Source organism: Rhizobium sp. Root1212 (assembly GCF_001424985.1).
Taxonomy (GTDB): domain Bacteria; phylum Pseudomonadota; class Alphaproteobacteria; order Rhizobiales; family Rhizobiaceae; genus Pararhizobium.
Window position 1 is genome coordinate 18,907 of the sequence record NZ_LMDA01000004.1, and the last position, 16,690, is coordinate 35,596.

Annotated in this window: 18 protein-coding genes and 1 pseudogene; 14 read left to right on the top strand and 5 right to left on the bottom strand. The window is 64.5% G+C overall.

What is annotated here, in order from left to right:
• Positions 1-46 precede the first annotated feature (46 nt).
• Genes ASC86_RS08445 through ASC86_RS08470 form a run of 6 tightly spaced genes read left to right on the top strand, consistent with a single transcriptional unit; the run spans position 47 to position 5,764 of the window.
• Positions 47-985, top strand: a complete 939-nt coding sequence (locus tag ASC86_RS08445; protein WP_056319168.1) for an ABC transporter permease — start codon at positions 47-49, stop codon at positions 983-985.
• 2 nt (positions 986-987) lie between these two features.
• A complete protein-coding gene (locus ASC86_RS08450) occupies positions 988-1,872 on the top strand; it encodes an ABC transporter permease (RefSeq protein ID WP_056319170.1) in 885 nt (294 codons plus the stop codon).
• Positions 1,869-3,509, top strand: coding sequence for an ABC transporter ATP-binding protein (locus ASC86_RS08455; protein WP_056319173.1), 1,641 nt, complete (start codon positions 1,869-1,871; stop codon positions 3,507-3,509). Before ASC86_RS08450 ends, ASC86_RS08455 begins: the two co-directional genes overlap by 4 nt.
• Complete coding sequence (locus ASC86_RS08460) at positions 3,506-4,531, top strand: putative FMN-dependent luciferase-like monooxygenase (RefSeq protein WP_056319175.1); 1,026 nt, start codon at positions 3,506-3,508, stop codon at positions 4,529-4,531. Before ASC86_RS08455 ends, ASC86_RS08460 begins: the two co-directional genes overlap by 4 nt.
• A 15-nt stretch (positions 4,532-4,546) precedes the next feature.
• Entirely contained in the window at positions 4,547-5,143 is a 597-nt protein-coding gene (locus ASC86_RS08465; protein WP_056319178.1) for a CMD domain protein, read from the top strand.
• 12 nt (positions 5,144-5,155) lie between these two features.
• Positions 5,156-5,764 carry an alkylhydroperoxidase domain protein gene (locus ASC86_RS08470; RefSeq protein ID WP_056319181.1) on the top strand — a complete coding sequence of 203 codons (609 nt, stop codon included), beginning with the start codon at positions 5,156-5,158 and terminating at the stop codon, positions 5,762-5,764.
• 69 nt (positions 5,765-5,833) lie between these two features.
• Here ASC86_RS08470 and ASC86_RS08475 read toward each other — a convergent pair whose 3' ends face one another.
• Positions 5,834-6,223, bottom strand: a complete 390-nt coding sequence (locus tag ASC86_RS08475) for a RidA family protein (protein WP_056319183.1) — start codon at positions 6,221-6,223, stop codon at positions 5,834-5,836.
• Between the two features lie 43 nt (positions 6,224-6,266).
• Positions 6,267-6,692 carry an Lrp/AsnC family transcriptional regulator gene (locus ASC86_RS08480; protein ID WP_056319369.1) on the bottom strand — a complete coding sequence of 142 codons (426 nt, stop codon included), beginning with the start codon at positions 6,690-6,692 and terminating at the stop codon, positions 6,267-6,269.
• A 179-nt stretch (positions 6,693-6,871) separates the two neighbouring features.
• On the opposite strand from ASC86_RS08480, the gene ASC86_RS08485 reads away from it, so the two are divergent.
• The 6 genes from ASC86_RS08485 (at position 6,872) to ASC86_RS08510 (ending at position 11,855) form a co-directional block, all read left to right on the top strand.
• Positions 6,872-7,843 carry an arginine deiminase-related protein gene (locus ASC86_RS08485; RefSeq protein ID WP_056319372.1) on the top strand — a complete coding sequence of 324 codons (972 nt, stop codon included), beginning with the start codon at positions 6,872-6,874 and terminating at the stop codon, positions 7,841-7,843.
• A gap of 33 nt (positions 7,844-7,876) precedes the next feature.
• Positions 7,877-8,680, top strand: coding sequence for an arginine deiminase family protein (locus ASC86_RS08490; protein ID WP_056319186.1), 804 nt, complete (start codon positions 7,877-7,879; stop codon positions 8,678-8,680).
• An 85-nt stretch (positions 8,681-8,765) separates the two neighbouring features.
• Positions 8,766-9,566, top strand: coding sequence for a transporter substrate-binding domain-containing protein (locus tag ASC86_RS08495; RefSeq protein WP_056319189.1), 801 nt, complete (start codon positions 8,766-8,768; stop codon positions 9,564-9,566).
• A gap of 98 nt (positions 9,567-9,664) precedes the next feature.
• On the top strand, positions 9,665-10,366 hold the full coding sequence (locus ASC86_RS08500; protein ID WP_244477564.1) for an ABC transporter permease subunit: 702 nt from the start codon (positions 9,665-9,667) through the stop codon (positions 10,364-10,366).
• The gene (locus ASC86_RS08505; protein WP_056319193.1) at positions 10,366-11,067 is read left to right on the top strand and encodes an ABC transporter permease subunit; all 702 of its coding nucleotides are present in this window, start codon (positions 10,366-10,368) and stop codon (positions 11,065-11,067) included. Before ASC86_RS08500 ends, ASC86_RS08505 begins: the two co-directional genes overlap by 1 nt.
• 23 nt (positions 11,068-11,090) lie before the next feature.
• On the top strand, positions 11,091-11,855 hold the full coding sequence (locus ASC86_RS08510; RefSeq protein ID WP_056319374.1) for an ATP-binding cassette domain-containing protein: 765 nt from the start codon (positions 11,091-11,093) through the stop codon (positions 11,853-11,855).
• A 101-nt stretch (positions 11,856-11,956) separates the two neighbouring features.
• Here ASC86_RS08510 and ASC86_RS08515 read toward each other — a convergent pair whose 3' ends face one another.
• Positions 11,957-13,912, bottom strand: a complete 1,956-nt coding sequence (locus ASC86_RS08515) for a methyl-accepting chemotaxis protein (protein ID WP_056319196.1) — start codon at positions 13,910-13,912, stop codon at positions 11,957-11,959.
• Positions 13,913-14,113: 201 nt separating this feature from the next.
• Between ASC86_RS08515 and ASC86_RS26520 the strand changes: the two are divergent.
• Positions 14,114-14,209, top strand: a pseudogene (locus ASC86_RS26520) (ABC transporter ATP-binding protein); the annotation flags it as partial.
• An 11-nt stretch (positions 14,210-14,220) separates the two neighbouring features.
• On the opposite strand, the gene ASC86_RS08520 reads toward ASC86_RS26520, so the two are convergent.
• Entirely contained in the window at positions 14,221-15,564 is a 1,344-nt protein-coding gene (locus ASC86_RS08520; protein WP_056319199.1) for a GAF domain-containing protein, read from the bottom strand.
• The gene (locus ASC86_RS08525) at positions 15,561-16,040 is read right to left on the bottom strand and encodes a pyridoxamine 5'-phosphate oxidase family protein (protein ID WP_244477565.1); all 480 of its coding nucleotides are present in this window, start codon (positions 16,038-16,040) and stop codon (positions 15,561-15,563) included. Before ASC86_RS08525 ends, ASC86_RS08520 begins: the two co-directional genes overlap by 4 nt.
• A 174-nt stretch (positions 16,041-16,214) precedes the next feature.
• Between ASC86_RS08525 and ASC86_RS08530 the strand changes: the two genes are divergently transcribed.
• A complete protein-coding gene (locus tag ASC86_RS08530; RefSeq protein WP_056319207.1) occupies positions 16,215-16,676 on the top strand; it encodes a cupin domain-containing protein in 462 nt (153 codons plus the stop codon).
• The last annotated feature ends 14 nt before the right edge of the window (positions 16,677-16,690 follow it).

A 16,690-nucleotide genomic window follows, 5' to 3' on the forward strand; every position in this document is an offset into this window, starting at 1 on the left:
GGCATGGCCGGCTCTGCCGGCCATGCCCGATTTTCGGAGAGATGCGATGACACGCTATGTTGCTGGACGGATCGGGCAGGCGGTGCTTGTGTTGTGGGCGGCCTTCACCCTGTCCTTCATCATCCTGCAGGCCATGCCCGGCGATGCGGTGCTGATCAAGTTCCTGAACCCTGAATTCGGCCTCAGCGCCGACCAGATCCGCGAGATCCGGCAGGCCTATGCGATCGATTCCGGCGTGCTGGTTCAATATGCCCATACCTTCGCGAACTTCCTGCAGGGGGATTTCGGCTATTCGATGCAGGCCGGCGTGCCGGTCTCAGTGCAGCTTGCGACCAACCTGCCGCCGACGCTCAGGCTCGCCGCCCTCGGTTTTGGCGCGGCGGTGGTGCTCGCGGTCTTCATTGCCTTCCTGTCGTCGATTGCGCCGTTCGCCTGGCTGAGGAATCTGGTCCAGTCGCTGCCGTCTCTCTTCATTTCGGTGCCGGTCTTCTGGCTAGCGATCATGCTCATCCAGATTTTCTCCTTCCGGCTGAAGCTGGTGTCGGTCATCAATCCCGGTCCGTGGGAAAGCCTCATTCTCCCCGTCGCCACGCTCTCCGTGCCGATTGCCGCGCCGCTCGCCCAGATCCTCATCCGCAACATCGACGAAATCCGCACGCGTCCCTTCGTCGGCGTCGCGCGCGCCAAGGGTGCCGGCGAGCTTCATTTGCTCTGGCGGCATGTCGCGCGCAATGCGCTCCTGCCGACCCTGACCATTGCCGGCGTGCTGTTCGGCGAGCTTCTGGCCGGCGCCGTCGTCACCGAGACCGTCTTCGGCCTCAACGGCATCGGCGGCCTCACGGAAAAGGCCGTCAGCAATCAGGATCTTTCCGTGCTGCAGGCCGTGGTGGTGATTTCCGCCGCCGCCTTCGTCACCATCAACCTTGCCGTGGACCTTGCCTATCCCTTCCTCGATCCGCGGCTCAGAACCAGAAACGGGGCTTAATCATGACCAGCGTGGATATTCTCATCGCGGTCGACCATGCCGCCGGCCGGTCAGCCCCGAAAGGCGACCGCCGCAATCTGTCGGGCCGCATCCTGACGTTTCCCTTCGGCCTGGCGCTGGCCTGGCTCGTTCTCGCCACCGTGCTTTTATGGGCGGTCGCGCCGCAGCTCTTCACCGCCTACGATCCTCTCGAAGGCATGCCGGGCGGCCAGCTGAAGGCGCCGTCCGCCGCCCATATCCTCGGGACGGATTCGCTCGGCCGCGATCTCTTCGCCCGCATCGTCCATGGCGCGGTTCATTCGCTCTCGGGCGCGGTCGCCGCCGTTGGGGTGGGGTTGGTCGTCGGCACGGCGCTCGGCCTTCTCGCAGGCTCGGTGCGCGGCCGGGTCGATGCGGTGCTGATGCGGTTCGTCGATGTGCTGCTATCGATCCCGACGCTGCTTTTGTCGCTCAGCATCATCATCATTCTCGGCTTCGGCACGCTCAACGCCGCCATCGCCGTCGGCGCCACCGCCATTGCCGGCTTCGCGCGGCTGATGCGCTCCGAGGTGGTGCGGGTGAGGAATGCCGAATTCGTCGAGGCTGCCTTCGGCAGCGGCGGCACCTTCGGCAAGGTGCTCTGGCGGCATATCCTGCCGAATTCGCTGACCTCGGTCGTGGCCTATACGGCGGTCCAGTTCGGCTGGGCGATCCTGCAGATCTCGACGCTCGGCTTTCTCGGCTACGGCGCCCCGCCCCCGACGCCGGAATGGGGCCTCTTGATCGCGGAAGGCCGCAACTACCTCGCCACCGCCTGGTGGCTCACTGCAGCCCCCGGCCTGATCGTCGTCGCCGTGGTGCTTTCGGCAAACCGCATCAGCCAGTCGATCGGGAGGGCCGCACGATGAGCACCTTCGGCAAGCCGGTTCTCGATGTCCGGGACCTCCACGTTTCCTACAGTCAGGGCGACAGCCGCACGACGGTCGTGCATGGCGTTTCCTTTTCCGTCCAGCCGGGCGAAGTCGTTGCGCTTGTCGGCGAAAGCGGCTCGGGCAAGACCTCGACGGCGCAGGCCGTCATCGGCCTCCTGCCGGCTAATGGACGCCTCGAATCCGGCTCCATCCGCCTCAATGGCGAGGATATCTCCCGCTGGAGCGCCAAACGCCTGCGCAATATCCGCGGCGCGGTCGTCAGCCTGATCCCGCAGGACCCCGGCAATTCCCTCAACCCGGTCCTGACCGTCGGCGCGCAGGTGCGCGAAATCCTCGAACTGCACGGCCGCATCGACCGGCGCGACGCCGACCGCCGCGTCATCGAACTGCTCGCCCATGTCGGGCTCACCGACCCGGAACTGCGCGTGCGGCAATATCCGCATGAGCTTTCCGGCGGCATGAAGCAGCGCGTGCTGATCGCCATCGCGATTGCGCTGAGGCCCGCCCTGATCATCGCCGACGAGCCGACCTCGGCCCTCGACGTGACGGTGCAGCGCCGCATCCTCGACCTGATCGACGATCTGCGCCGCGAATACGGAACCGCGGTCCTGTTCGTGACCCACGATCTCGGCGTCGCCGCCGACCGTTCGGACAGGATCATCGTGCTGCAGGGCGGGCGCATTCAGGAGCAAGGCGAAACGGCAGCCGTGCTCGCCGCGCCCGAAAGCGCCTATACGCGAAAACTGCTCTCCGATGTCCCCTCGCTGATCATCGCGCAGCCCCGGCCTGCAGTCGAAGCGAGCCGTGCGCCGGCCGTCGTCGTCCGCAATCTCGTGCAGGATTTCGACCTGCCGGGCGGCCGGACATACCGGGCGGTCGATGATGTCTCCTTCACCGTGGCGCGGGGCACGACGCACGCCATCGTCGGGGAATCCGGCTCGGGCAAGACGACGACGATCCGCGCCATCGCCGGCTTCCAGAAGCCGACAAGCGGCCAGACCCTGATCGACGATTTCGATGTCGGCAGTCTCAAATCCGGCAGTCTCCGCCAGTTCCGGCGCAAGGTGCAGCTCGTCTACCAGAACCCGTGGGGCTCGCTCGATCCGCGCCAGACCGTCCGCGCCATCGTCGAGGAGCCGCTGCTCAACTTCGAGCCCATTGGCCGGGCGGCGCGCGAAGCGCAGGTGACGGCGATCATCGAACGGGTCGGCCTGCCTGCCGGCATCCTCTCCCGCCTGCCGCATGCGCTGTCCGGGGGGCAGAGGCAGCGTGTCGCCATCGCCCGCGCGCTGGTGCTCGAACCTGAGATCGTCGTCCTCGACGAAGCCGTCTCGGCGCTCGATGTCACCGTGCAGGCGCAGATCCTTGCCCTGCTGGCGCAGCTGCAGCGGGATCTCGGCCTGACCTACGTGTTCGTCTCGCATGACCTCGCGGTCGTCCGCCAGATCGCCGACACCGTCTCCGTGCTGCAGAACGGCCGGCAGGTCGATCATGGCCCGGTCGAGCAGGTCTTCAACGCCCCCTCCAGCGCCTATACGCGCGAACTCATCGCCGCCATTCCCGGCCGCAAACTTCCGCGCGCCACTGCCCTTTCAACCGGATCGATATCATGACCCCCAAACGCCTCGGCTTCTTCACCCGCCTGCTCGACGATGTGCCCGCCGGCGAGCGCTATCGCCTCGCCGCCGAACAGATCGTCCATGCGGAGCGCAACGGCTTCGACAGCGCCTGGATCGCCCAGCACCATTTCCATGCGGATGAAGGCGGGCTTCCGTCGCCCACCGTGTTTCTCGCCCATGTCGCGGCGCAGACGTCGAAAATCCGGCTCGGGACCGGGGTCATCACGCTTCCCATGGAAAACGCCATCCGCGTTGCCGAAGACACCGCCGTCCTCGATCTTCTCTCCGGGGGGCGGCTGGAGATCGGCTTCGGTACCGGCGGCACGCGCGAATCCTTTGAGGCCTTCGGCATCGATTCCGACAAACGCGGCGCGGTCTATGCGGAAAATCTCGATATCGTCCGCGCGGCCTGGTCGGGCAAGCCGCTGAAGGGCGGCAATGTTCTCTACCCGCATGCGCCCGATCTCGCCGACCACGTCTGGCTTGCGACCTTCTCCGTCGAAGGCGCGCGTCTTGCGGGGCTGAGCGGCGACGGCCTGATGCTGTCGCGGACGCAGCCGCGCCCGGCGGGCAAGCCGGACGCCACCCTCGGCGACATCCAGAACCCGATCATCGACGCCTATCTCGCCGGCTTGCCCAAGGGCCGCGCGCCGCGCATCCTCGGCTCGCGCAGCCTGTTCGTCGCCGACGATCGCAAACGCGCGCTGGCGCTGGCGGAGACGGGCCTGCGGCGCGGCGCCGACCGCTTCGCCGAACTCGGCCACCGCATTCCCGGCGATACGGTCGAGGACCTGATCAGGGGGCTGGACAGCCATGTCGGCACGCCGGACGACGTTATCGCTTCCCTGAAGCAGGACACGGCGCTGGCGCGGGTCACCGACCTTGTCTTCCAGGTCCACTCCATCGATCCGCCGCACGCCGATATCCTCCGCTCGATCGAGTTGATCGCCGCCGAGGTCGCGCCCGCCCTCGGCTGGCGCGGCCCTTCCGAACCGCAGCTCGTCGCTGCCCAGTAATCAAGAGAGACATTCATGACCGATACGATCGACATCATCGACCATCTCGCCGGTATCCAGCCCGAGACGAAGACCGCCACGCTGCGCGACCGCCGGCCGGTGACCCGCGAACATGCTCAGAAGAGCTGGCTCGCCCTCTTTGCCCCTGCCGAGACAAGCGAGGTTTCGCTGGCCGAACGCTTCGCTATCGCGACCTTCGCGGCATCGCTGCATGCGGAGCCCCAGACCACCGCCTTCTATGCCGAAAAACTCGCTGGTTCCGACAATGGTGCGGTCCTTCTCTCCACCATCGCGACGCTGGCCGAACTGAGCCGCGCCGAAGGCCCCTATGGAAACTACCCGGCCGGCCCTCTCAGCCCCGAAAATGCCGCCGGGCCGGTGCTTGCCATCGGCGAGGCCGACCGGGCCGTGCTCGGCACGAAGCTGGCGGCCGGGCTCGAACACGTGCATCTCTTGGTCTTCCGTCCCCGCGATGCAAGCCCCACCGCCCTGCAGAAACTGCTTTCCGCCGGCTGGAGCACGACGGGTATCGTCACGCTGTCCCAGCTCGTTTCGTTCCTCGCCTTCCAGATCCGGGTCGTTGCCGGACTGAAGACCCTTGCGGCAGCCTGACGGAGATATTCCATGACCGACACCATTCTCGAACCCGCAATCGAAAATCCGCCCGTCGTCTTCACGCAGGATCATATCGGCTGGACCGCATGGCTCCAGCCGCTCGCCGAAGAAGACCTGAGCGACCGGCATTACGAAGCCCTCGTCGATAAGGCGCGTGCCAAATCGTCCTATTTCGCGCTGCTGGCGCGCGATCCCGACATCCTGCAGGCGCGCACCAAGACGGACAACGACATCTTCTACAACACCAAGGACGGCCTGCCGCGCGCCGAGCGGGAACTGTCGGCCACCGCGGCCTCCCGCCTCAACGGCTGCATCCTCTGCGCGTCGGTGCATTCACGTTTCGCCTCGCAGCATTCCAAGCGCCCCGAGGATGTGCAGAAGCTTCTGGACGAGGGTGTTTCGGCCGATCTCGGAGAGCGATGGAATGCCATCGTGGCCGCCTCCGTCGCGCTCAGCGCCACGCCGCCCGTCTTCGGCACGGTGCATGTCGAGCGCCTGCGCAAGGCCGGTCTCACGGATGAGGAAATCTCGGACCTGATCCACAGCGCCTCGTTCTTCAACTGGGCCAATCGCCTGATGCTGTCGCTCGGCGAACCGACACCGGCTGCTGCGGCCTGAAACGTGCATCTGCGATGCGCCCGTTCCGCTTCGGCGACGGGCGCTCGCTCATGAAATCCGCCTTCCCCCTCAGGATGCGGCGTTGCCGAGCACGGCTTGCGCGAGGATTTCGATGCGCAGGCCCTCGGCCAGAAGCTCCTTCACCACGACGGTCGCACGCACCGGATAGGGCGCCTTGAAGAATTCCGCATAGACTTTGTTCATGCCGTCGAAATCCGTCTTGTCGACGAGGAAGACCTGTACCTGCACGACATCGGCCAGCGTGCCGCCGGCGGCGCGGATGGCGATGTCGAGGTTTCCGAGCGTGCGGCGCGTCTGGGCTTCGATATCGCCGAGCACCAGATCGCCGTTCACCGGGTGTTCGGAGATATGGACCGACCAGACGTGATTGCCGGCGCGCACGACCTCGCTGACCGGAATATCCGCCGGGTCCGAACCGGTATCGATGACGTCAAACATGCTGTCCCTCTCTCTATGGGCGGACCGGCGTTCGCCGCCGCCGCTATACCGAACTCAGCAGGATGCTGGTTTCGCTGTTGATGATGCCGTCCACGTCGCGCACCTCGCGCAGAATCCGGTCGAAATCGCTGAGGCTGTCGGCACGGATTTCGGCGACGAGGTCCCAGGCGCCGTTCGTGGTGTGCAAGGCATGGAGCTGCGGCAGGCCGCGCAGGAACTTGATCACCTTCGTCGTCGTGCGTCCGCCCACCTCGATCATCATGATCGCCCGGATGCCGCGGTTGTCGTAGTCCTGTCGTACCCGGAGCGTAAAGCCGAGTACCGCCCCGCTGTCGAGAAGCCGGTCGATCCGCGTCTGCACCGTCGCCCTCGATACCCCGAGCACCGATGCGATCTTGGAGACGGGCGCCCGCCCGTCTTCCCGCAGAAGGGAGATGAGCTGGTGGTCGAGTTCGTCGAAAATGTGCATGAAAATTGTATAGTCCCTCTGCGCAAATTGCGCAATCACGCCGACATGATTCAGCACGTTTGAAATTTCAACTCATTTCTTGCCAGCTTAGGCTCACTTCATCGAAAGTTCCGATGGAGGTGGAAACATGGTTCGGTATGTCGGTATCGGCACTGCGGTCGAGCGGAGCGCTGCCTGAGATGAAGAGACTGTCCGTACAGGCGCCGAAGGGCGTCGTGATGATCCGCCCGCACCATTTCGGCCCGAACCCGATGACGGCCAAGGACAACGCCTTCCAGGCGACCGACGCGGCCCGTAAGCCCTCGGCGATCGCCATGGCCGCCCATGAGGAAGTCACCCGCATGGCCGACGGCCTGCGCGAGGCGGGCGTTGCCGTCCATCTGTTCGAGGACGAGACCGCGGCCCGTCCGGATTCCGTCTTCCCGAACAACTGGTTCTCGACCCATTCGGGCGGCCATGTGGCGATCTATCCGATGTATTCGGAAAGCCGCCAGAGCGAGCGCCGCCCCGATATCATCGAGATGCTGAAGACCGAATACCGGGTTCAGGACGTCATCGATTATTCGGGTCTCGAAAAGGACGGCGTCTACCTGGAAGGCACCGGCGCGATGGTGCTCGACCATATCGGCCGCGTCGCCTATGCCGCCCGCTCCAACCGCACCAACGAAGTGGCGCTCGAGCGGTTCTGCACCCACTTCAATTTCGAGCCGATGGTCTTCGACGCCGTCGACCGCAACGGCAATTCGATCTACCATACCAATGTGCTGATGTGCATCGGCACGGACTTCGCCCTGATCGGCTCGGGCATGATCCCGGATGCCGCCCGCCGGCAGGAAATCTGCGCGCGGCTGGAAGAAACCGGGCGTCAGGCCATCGAGCTTACGATGGAGCAGATCGAGAATTTCGCGGGCAATGCCATCGAACTTGAGGGTTCGGACGGTCGCGTGGTCGTCATGTCGGCCCGTGCGCTTGCCTCGCTTCGGCCCGACCAGATCGCGGCGCTCGAAGCCTCGGCCCGCATCCTGGCCTTCGACGTTCCGACCATCGAGCTTGCCGGCGGTTCGGTGCGCTGCATGCTTGCAGGCATTCATCTGTCGAGAAGAGAACCGGCCGGTACGCAAAAACTTTACGCCGTCGCATCCGGTCGATAGAAGCACCTCAATTCCAGCCAAAGGCAAAGAGATATGTCGCAGTCACGCCCCGTATACCAGTTCAACAACATCATCGTCCGCACCCCGTCTCTGTCGGTCGTCAACGGCCTGCGCGCCGACGATCGCGGCAACCCCACCTATGAGGGCGTGAAGGCCGAACACGGCGCCTATATTGCCGCGATGAAGGATGCCGGCGTGAAGGTCACGGTGCTGCCGGCGCTCGAAGCCTTCCCGGATTCGATCTTCGTCGAGGACCCGGCGCTGACCTTCACCGAAGGCGCGATCCTGCTGCGTCCCGGCACGGAGACCCGCGTCAAGGAAACGGCCGAGATCGAGCCGACCCTGCGCGCGATGTTCGAAACCGTGCTCGAACTGCCGGCCGGCGGCTTTGCCGATGGCGGCGACGTGCTCACCACCCGCGAAAGCGTCATGATCGGCCTTTCCGCCCGTACCGACAAGGTCGGCGCCGAGGCGCTGCGGGCCTGCCTCGAAAAGCTCGGCCGCAAGAGCGAGATCGTTGCCACGCCGGAAGGCGTGCTGCATTTCAAGACCGATTGCTCGCTGCTTGACGACGAGACCGTGCTGTCGACCGCGCGGCTGGCGAAATCCGGCGCCTTCGATCGCTTCAAGCAGGTGATCATTCCGGAAGGCGAAGAGCCGGCGGCCAATGCGCTGCGCGTCAACGACGTCGTTATGGTCGGCTCCGATTTCCCGCGCACGATCGAGATGCTCGACAAGCTCGGCTACAAGGTCGTGCCGATGAAAACCACCGAGATCGGCAAGATCGATGCCGGCCTGTCCTGCATGTCGCTGCGCTGGTTCAGCAACACGCTCTGAGACTTTGTTTTATCTGATGACCAAAGGCCGAAGCGATGTCGCTTCGGCCGGAAATGCCTGCGCGCAATCCTGAGGAGGAGACATCATGAAGACGTTGAAGACTGCCCTGTTTGCAGGGATTGCCTTTGTCCTTGCCACCGGCAGCGTGCTGGCCGAGGACACGCTGCGCCTCGGCATGACGCCGGAGCCCTACATGCCCTTCACCCAGGTCAATTCCGCCGGCGAGTGGGAAGGTCTCGAAGCCGACCTTTCGCGCGCTTTGTGCGAGAAGATGGCTGTGAAGTGCGACATCGCCCAGATGGCCTGGGACGGCCTGATCCCGTCGCTGAAGGAAAACAAGGTCGATTTCATCATCGGCGCCTTCTCGATCACCGACGAGCGCCGTCAGGTCGTCGATTTCTCGACGCCTTATTATACCGAAGGCACCTCCTTCGTCGGCTCCAAGGGTGACACGAGCGAGATCAAGGTCATCGATGCGCCGGACGGTTCCGGCAAGATCGTCGATCCCGCCAGCGTCGAAGGCAAGATCATCGGCGTGCAGACGTCGAGCGTGCAGGCGGCCTATGTCGCCAAGTACCTGACCGGCGCCGAGGCCAAGAGCTACGACACCGCCGACAACTCCGTCGCCGATCTCGTCGCCGGCCGCGTCGATTACGTGCTGGTCCCCGATCTCTACATCCAGACCTTCCTGAAATCGCCGGATGGTGCTGACTACGAGGTCAAGGTCGAAGTGCCGAAGAACGCCGTTCTCGGCGAGGGCGTGGCCTATGCCGTGCGCAAGGGCGATGCGGCGACACTTGACAAGGTCAATGCCGGCCTTGCCGCGCTGGAAAAGGACGGCACGGTCCAGAAGCTCGTCGATCAGTGGATCTTCGGCAAGAAGTAACGGCTTCTTGCGGGCGGCGCGGGTGTTTCGCCCCCGCCGCCCGTTTCGTTTGAAGTGAGGCCGGCGCGCGAACCGGGGAGGGGCCGATGGACAATTACATGCACTTGCTTGCATGGGGCGGCGAGGGCTGGGGCGACGATTTCGCCTGGGGCCTGCTGATGACCCTGCAGGTCTCCGCGGTCGCCTATGTGGTTGCGGTGCTCTTCGGCTTCCTCGGGGCGGCCGGCAAGCTGTCGAAAAATCGGCTGCCGCGCCTGCTGGCGGACATCTATACGACGGTCGTGCGCTCGCTGCCCGAACTGCTGGTCATCCTGCTTCTCTATTTCTCGGTCGCCAGCAGCGCCGAGCGCGTTCTCAAGCATTTCGGCCTCGTTGCCGAGACCTTCCAGTTCAGCTCGTTCTGGGCGGCGATCATCGCGCTCGCCTTCGTCTGCGGCGCCTTCATGACCGAAGTGCTGCGTTCGGCCTTTCTCGCGGTGCCGCCCGGCCAGGTGGAGGCGGCGGTTTCGATCGGCATGCCGCAGCACAAGATCTTCCTGCGCATCGTGCTGCCGCAGATGATGCGCCACGCCGTGCCCGGCATGGGCAATCTCTGGCTGTCGATCACCAAGGAAAGCGCCATCATCAGCGTGCTCGGCTCGTTCACCGAACTGCTCTACACCGGCTACCGGGCAGCGGCGGGCACCAAGCAATACATCTTCTTCTATGGGCTGACGGCCGTCCTGTTCCTGGCGATCACGCTCATCTCCGCGCTGGTGATCGACAGGATCGAGCGCCGTCTCAACCGGGGGCATCATTGATGGAGACGATCTCCAACGTCATCGGCTTCCTGCCGGCCCTCATCAAGGCGACACCCCTGACGCTGCTCTTGACCGTGGTGGCCGGCGCTTTCGGCCTTGCCATCGGCACGCTGGCCGCGCTTGCCCGGCTCTCCAGCCGCCGGCTGCTTTCGGTGCCGGCCTATCTCTTCACCTTCGTCTTTCGCGGCACGCCGCTTCTGGTGCAGATCTATCTCATCTATTACGGCCTGGGGCAGGTGCTGCCCGGAACCTGGGTGCGCCACAGCTTCCTCTGGCCCTATATGCGCGACGGCCTGTGGTATGCGATCTTTGCGCTCAGCCTCAACCAGGCCTCCTACAATGCCGAGGTCATCCGCGGGGCGATCAAGGCTGTGCCGCGCGGCCAGATCGAGGCAGCGAAATCGATCGGCATGCCGGGGCTGATGATCCTGCGCCGCATTACCCTGCCGCAGGCCTTCCGCGCCTGCCTGCCGGTGCTGACGGGCGACCTGATCATTCTGCTGAAATCGACGTCGCTCGCCTCGACGATCACCATCCTCGAAGTGATGGGCACGGCGCGCATGCTGCAGCGCCAGTCGCTCTTGATCTTCGAGCCGCTGATCGCCGCCGGCATCATCTATTTCACGGTCGTCTTCATCCTGTCGCGGGTCATGGGCGTGGTCGAAACCCGGCTCACCCGCTACCGCACGGCGAAGGCATGAGCAATTCCATGAAGGGAACGAACATGGCCGCAACAGCGCTTTCGGTGAACAACATCCACAAGAGCTTCGGCTCCGTCGAGGTGCTGAAGGGCATCTCCTTCGAGGCGAAGCAGGGCGACGTCATCTCACTCATCGGCAGCAGCGGTTCCGGCAAGAGCACGCTCCTGCGCTGCATCAACTATCTGGAAACACCGGACGCGGGCGAAATCTCCGTCTCAGGCGAAACGATCCGCACCGTCAAGGGCAAGGACGGCAAGTACCACGCCGCCGATAAGCGCCAGCTCGAACATATCCGCACCCGCCTCGGCATGGTGTTCCAGAGCTTCAATCTCTGGGCGCACAAGACGATCCTCGAAAACATCATCGAAGGTCCGATTCATGTTCTCGGCACCTCCCGCAAGGATGCGATCGGCGAGGCCGAGCTGCTGATGGAAAAGGTCGGCATCACCCCGAAGCGCGACCATTATCCCAACCAGCTTTCCGGCGGCCAGCAGCAGCGTGCGGCCATCGCCCGGTCGCTGGCGATGAAGCCGGAGGTGATGCTGTTCGACGAGCCGACCTCGGCGCTCGACCCGGAACTGGTCAACGAGGTGTTGCTGGTTATCAAGAAGCTCGCCGAAGAGGGCCGCACCATGGTCATGGTGACGCACGAGATGGCGTTGGCCCGCGATATCTCCAGCGAAGTGATCTTCCTGCACAAGGGGCTTGTGGAAGAGCGCGGCGCCCCGGCGCAGGTGATGCGCGACCCGCAATCGGCCCGGCTGCGCCAGTTCCTGCAGCTTGCGTGAGGCGACACCCCTCTTCTCTATTCAGAAAGTTCAACCTTCTCTCAGCCGCTCCGATGTGACGTGGCGTTAGAGGATAGGCTTTTTTGGTCAGTGGCTGGGGCTTAGAATTCTTCCCAGTCGTTTTCCTTGACGGCGGTAGCACCGCTGCCGAACGAGGCGGTCAGCTTGTTCACCATGCGTCGGGCCGGCGAGGGCGACGGGGCCGTGCGGGAAGTGGCGGCGGAGACCGCGGCGGGGCGACGGGCGACGGGGGCCGCGCCGCTGGCATTCCCAAGCTGGAAGCGGGAGATCAGGTGGCGCAGGCGATCGGATTCCGTCGCCAGCGAGCTGCTGGCGGCATTGGCCTCTTCCACCATGGCCGCGTTCTGTTGGGTCACCTGGTCCATCTGGTTGACGGCGACATTGACCTGCGACAGGCCGACGGATTGCTCCTTGGCGGAGGTGGCGATGGCGTCGAGCTGGCCGTTGATGGTCGCGACCCGCTCCTCGATGACGCGTAGCGCCTCGCCGGTGGCGCTGACGAGCTTGACGCCGTCCTGAACCTCTTCCTCCGAATGGCGGATGAGGTCCTTGATCTCCTTGGCGGCCTTCGCCGAGCGCTGGGCTAGTTCGCGCACCTCTTGGGCGACGACGGCAAAGCCCTTGCCGGCTTCGCCCGCGCGTGCCGCCTCGACCCCGGCATTCAGCGCCAGCAGGTTGGTCTGGAAGGCGATTTCGTCGATGACGGCGATAATGTTGGAGATTTGCGAGGAGGAGCCCTCGATGCGCTGCATGGCATCGACCGCCTTGGTCACCACGGCCGCGGACTGGCGTGCGCTGTCGTTGGCCGCCATTGCCATGGAGCGGGCTTCTTCCGTGCGGTTGGAGGAGCTGGTGACATTGACAGTGATTTCGTCGAGGGCGGCGGCGGTTTCCTCCAGCGAGGCCGCTTGCTGTTCGGTTCGCTTCGACAGATCGTCGGCGCTGCGGGAAAGCTCCCGCGAGCCGGCATCGATGGCGGCGGTCGCTGTCGCGACGGCGCCGAGGGTTTCGCGCAGCTGCGTGACGGCCGCATTGAAATCGCGGCGCAGGCCTTCGAATTCTTCCGCGAACGGTTCGCGTAGTTCTACGGTCAGGTCCCCGGAGGAGAGGCGCGTCAGGCCGCTGGCAAGGCCGCCGGTGGCAGCCGCCATCGCCTCGGCGCGGATGCGGTCGGCCTCGGCGGTGCGCAGGCGGTCGGCTTCGCGGGCCTCGCGTGCAGTATCGGCGTCGTGCGACAGCGTGCGGGCGCGCAGGCCCTCGTCCTTGAACACCTGCACGGCGCGCGCCATGGCGCCGACTTCGTCCTTGCGCTCGCCGCCGTCGACGTCGACAGCGAGATCGCCGCCGGCCAGCACGGTCATCGTGCCTTCCAGCTTGCGGATCGGCAGGACCAGCCAGGAACGGATCGCGAAATAGCCGAGGGTGGTGACCGCGACGAGGCCGGCGACGACCGCGGCAAGCATGATCTTGACGGTCGATGCGGTCAGGATTTCGAGGGCGCTGCTCTTGCTGTCGGCTTCGGCGACGACGACATCGGTTTCCTTCGTAAAATGCGCCGCGACGATGCTGAACTGCGGCTGGCAATCCTGCATGAAGATGTCCTGCGACTTGGCGATATCCTCAGCCGAAACCGCAGACTTGGCCATCGCGATGGACGGGCCGCAGGTCTCGTCGAGCAGCTTCAGTCCTTCGGTCTTGAGGTCGGCAAGCGCCTGGTTCGCGGGTAGGGCGGCCATGGCCAGCGACAGGAAATTCTCGAATTTTCCCTTGCTCTTCTGCAGGTCGTCGATCGCGGCCTCGTTGCGTTCCATGGTGCGGGCGATCATCAGGTCGCCGATCGCGCCGCGCGCCGCCTGCAATGAACGGTTGCCGCGCGCCATCATGAGCGCGGCCTTCGATTCATTGTGAAGCAGGGCGTTGTTTTCGTTGTTGATGTGCTGGATTTGGGTGCTGCCATAAATGGCCACCGCCAGGGAGAAGAGGCCGAAGATGGCCATAATGGCGATGAACTTGCCGATAATCGGGATATTTTTCATGAGCTTACTCGGTCAATATGAGACAATATCGTTTCACTTAATAAGAACATGATAAAAAAATCATTAAATCGAAGATTGTAACATTTGTAACAATTGCGCCGTGTCGGTGAGAATGACGGCGTTAAAGAAGCTCAAACGGGAAGCCGGGGCCTTTTATATCCGCCGCACACCAGTGTTGCGCGTCATACGCGAGAAGTCGATCTGATCACGTCGGTCATGTTGCGAGACATCCATACGGTCGATGCCTGGATCGAATCCTGCTTTGGCGATTGTCCGATGGTGATCGTAGATGGCGCGTCCCGCCAGCTTTATTGTCCGGCGAGGTCGAGAACGAGCGGACCTTCCGCCTCCAGGCGGACGCGGCCGCGTCCGACCCTGACGACCCGGATCGGCGCCTGCTTTTCCTCCAGCCGGCGGCGCAGAAGCAGGAGACGGGTTTCGAGGTTGTCCTTGATCTCGGGCATCCGGCCGCCGACGGCCAGCCGCATTTCGCGGTTGGTGAATTCGCTGCGCGCCTCGCCAAGATGCCATTCGAGCATCAGGCGCAGCAGCGCGCCGGCAACACCCTTCACGATATAGGCGTCGTCGATGAACACGCTGTCGTCCATGCGGTGATGCGTGACGCGGATATTGCGGCCAGCGGGTTGCGTCGGCGGCGCGGCGACGGTCTGCGCCGGATCACTGGCGGCCGCTTCTCTTTCACTCGCCCGGAGGGTGCTCGCGGCCTGCCCGGCCAGAATTTCGAGGGCCGCCTCGTCTTCCTCGCGGAAGGCAAGGCGCTGCGGGCTTTCGATGAAGAGCACGCCGGTCACGACGCCGCGCGCGGCCATGGGCACGGCGATCTGGCTCATCGCACCGGGCAATTGCGGAAAGGCCACGCTGCGCGTGTCGTTTTCCGCCGCGTCTTCCTCGAGGCTGATCGCCTCGCCGAACCGGCGCACGCGGCTCATGTCGCTGACCTTGATCGTCTGCCCGCTTGCGGCAGCAGCCCCGATCATGCCCTCGCCGCTTGCGATCTCCGATCCGAGCCCCGAGCGCTCATAGCCGATGCTGCCCGTCGTGATCAGGCAGCCGCGATCGCTGTCGCGGATGAGCACCAGCGCGTTCGGGTAATGGAGGACTTCACGCACGCCGCAAAGCAGGCTGTCGATGATTTCGTCGGCCTCCGCCTGCTGCTCGATGGCGCGGGCGGCCTGCGAAAGGGCAGGAAGGCTGACGGGGGCTCGCCTCGCCGGGGTCTCTTCGGGCTCCACCGGAGAAGGGACCTTCTCGATGGCGTGCACCCGAAAGATATCAGCGCTGCGCAGACGCATGACGTCGGACATGCCGACCTGGGCGCTGCTTGCCTTCAGCTGCAGCGCGATACGGTCGAACAGCGGCCCGGCATCGATGGACCGCACGAAGCCGATATCGAGCAGGAACTGGTCGCCGGTGAAGCCGTCGACGAGGATCAGCGTTACATGCGGATTGGCGCGCACGTTCGCGGCGGTCTTGGCGAAGAACTGGTTGGAGAGGGCGACGTGATCCTCATCCACCCGCACCACATGGGAAAGATAGGAGATATTCGGCATGCCGTCCGCCGAGGCGGTGGCGATGATGGAGGGGATGACGCCTTCGAAGCAGGCCGAGAGATCGCTGAGACGCACCGTCATGCCGGCCTCGCGCCGGCCATCATGCCGGCAAGCGGGCCGGGCGTCTGAACATAAATCTCGCCAACGGCAAGCCGGGCGACCCGCGCCTCGCGGGCGGTCAGCCACGGTGCGATGAGACCGCGCGGCACGCCCAGCGCCTCCAGCTCGCCCGTCGCCTTCGCCATGAAATGATCCGCGCAATCGCGGTCGCGCGCTTCGGTATCGCGCATGGTGGCCGAGCCCTTGAGCTGGTAGCTGACATAATCCGACGGGCTGACGAAGGTGACGGCAGCACGCCCCGTCTGGCGGATGGCGGGCTCCAGTCGGGGCCATTGCCACGCGGAAAAGATGACGTCGATCGTCTCCCGGTCTTCGCCGACATGAAAACCGACGCCGCGCCCGGCAGAGGGTCGGCGTTCTTCATCCGCGACGGCGATGATGCACATCAGCGGCCGTTTGAAGAAATCGAGAAGCCTGTCGTCCAGTCGCACCTTCACCCCCGCACCTCGTCTATTCCGCATCCTCTTAGCAAACTTTTAGGATATTCGGCACGGGCTTGCGCATTCATTTAGGAACGGCGGTTTTTTCGCTCCGCTATAGAGCGTCCCACGGATTGCGGCGGTGCCCGGCATTCCTGTGGAGACACGAAAACATCCGACCAGGAGAAAATAATGAAGCCCTTTACCCACGCGGCGGTCTCCCCGCCCGACCATGGAACGCCCGCGATGGCGTTTGGCGAACATATCGTCCGCATGATGGCGGGCAATACGGGCGGCGCCTTCGGCATGTTCGAAGCCATCGTGCCGCCCGCAGGCGGGCCGCCGCTGCATGTGCATGAGCGTGAGGACGAGTTCTTCCGCATCCTTTCCGGCCGTTTCGGCTTCTGGTGCGCCGGGGAGTATGTGGAGCTTGCGGAGGGCGGCTGCATCGCGCTGCCGCGCGGCGTGCCGCATCGCTTCCAGAATATCGGAGAGACGGAAGGGCGGATCATGGTCGTGGTGACGCCGGACGGCTTTGAAAGCTTCTTTCCGGTCATCGAACTCGGCAAGCCCGAAACGCCGGAACAGGTCGCTACTATTGCGCGGGATTTCGGCCTGACCTTCCTTCCCGAAGGTGTGTCCGAGGCGGCCTGATGTCGGCCGGTTTC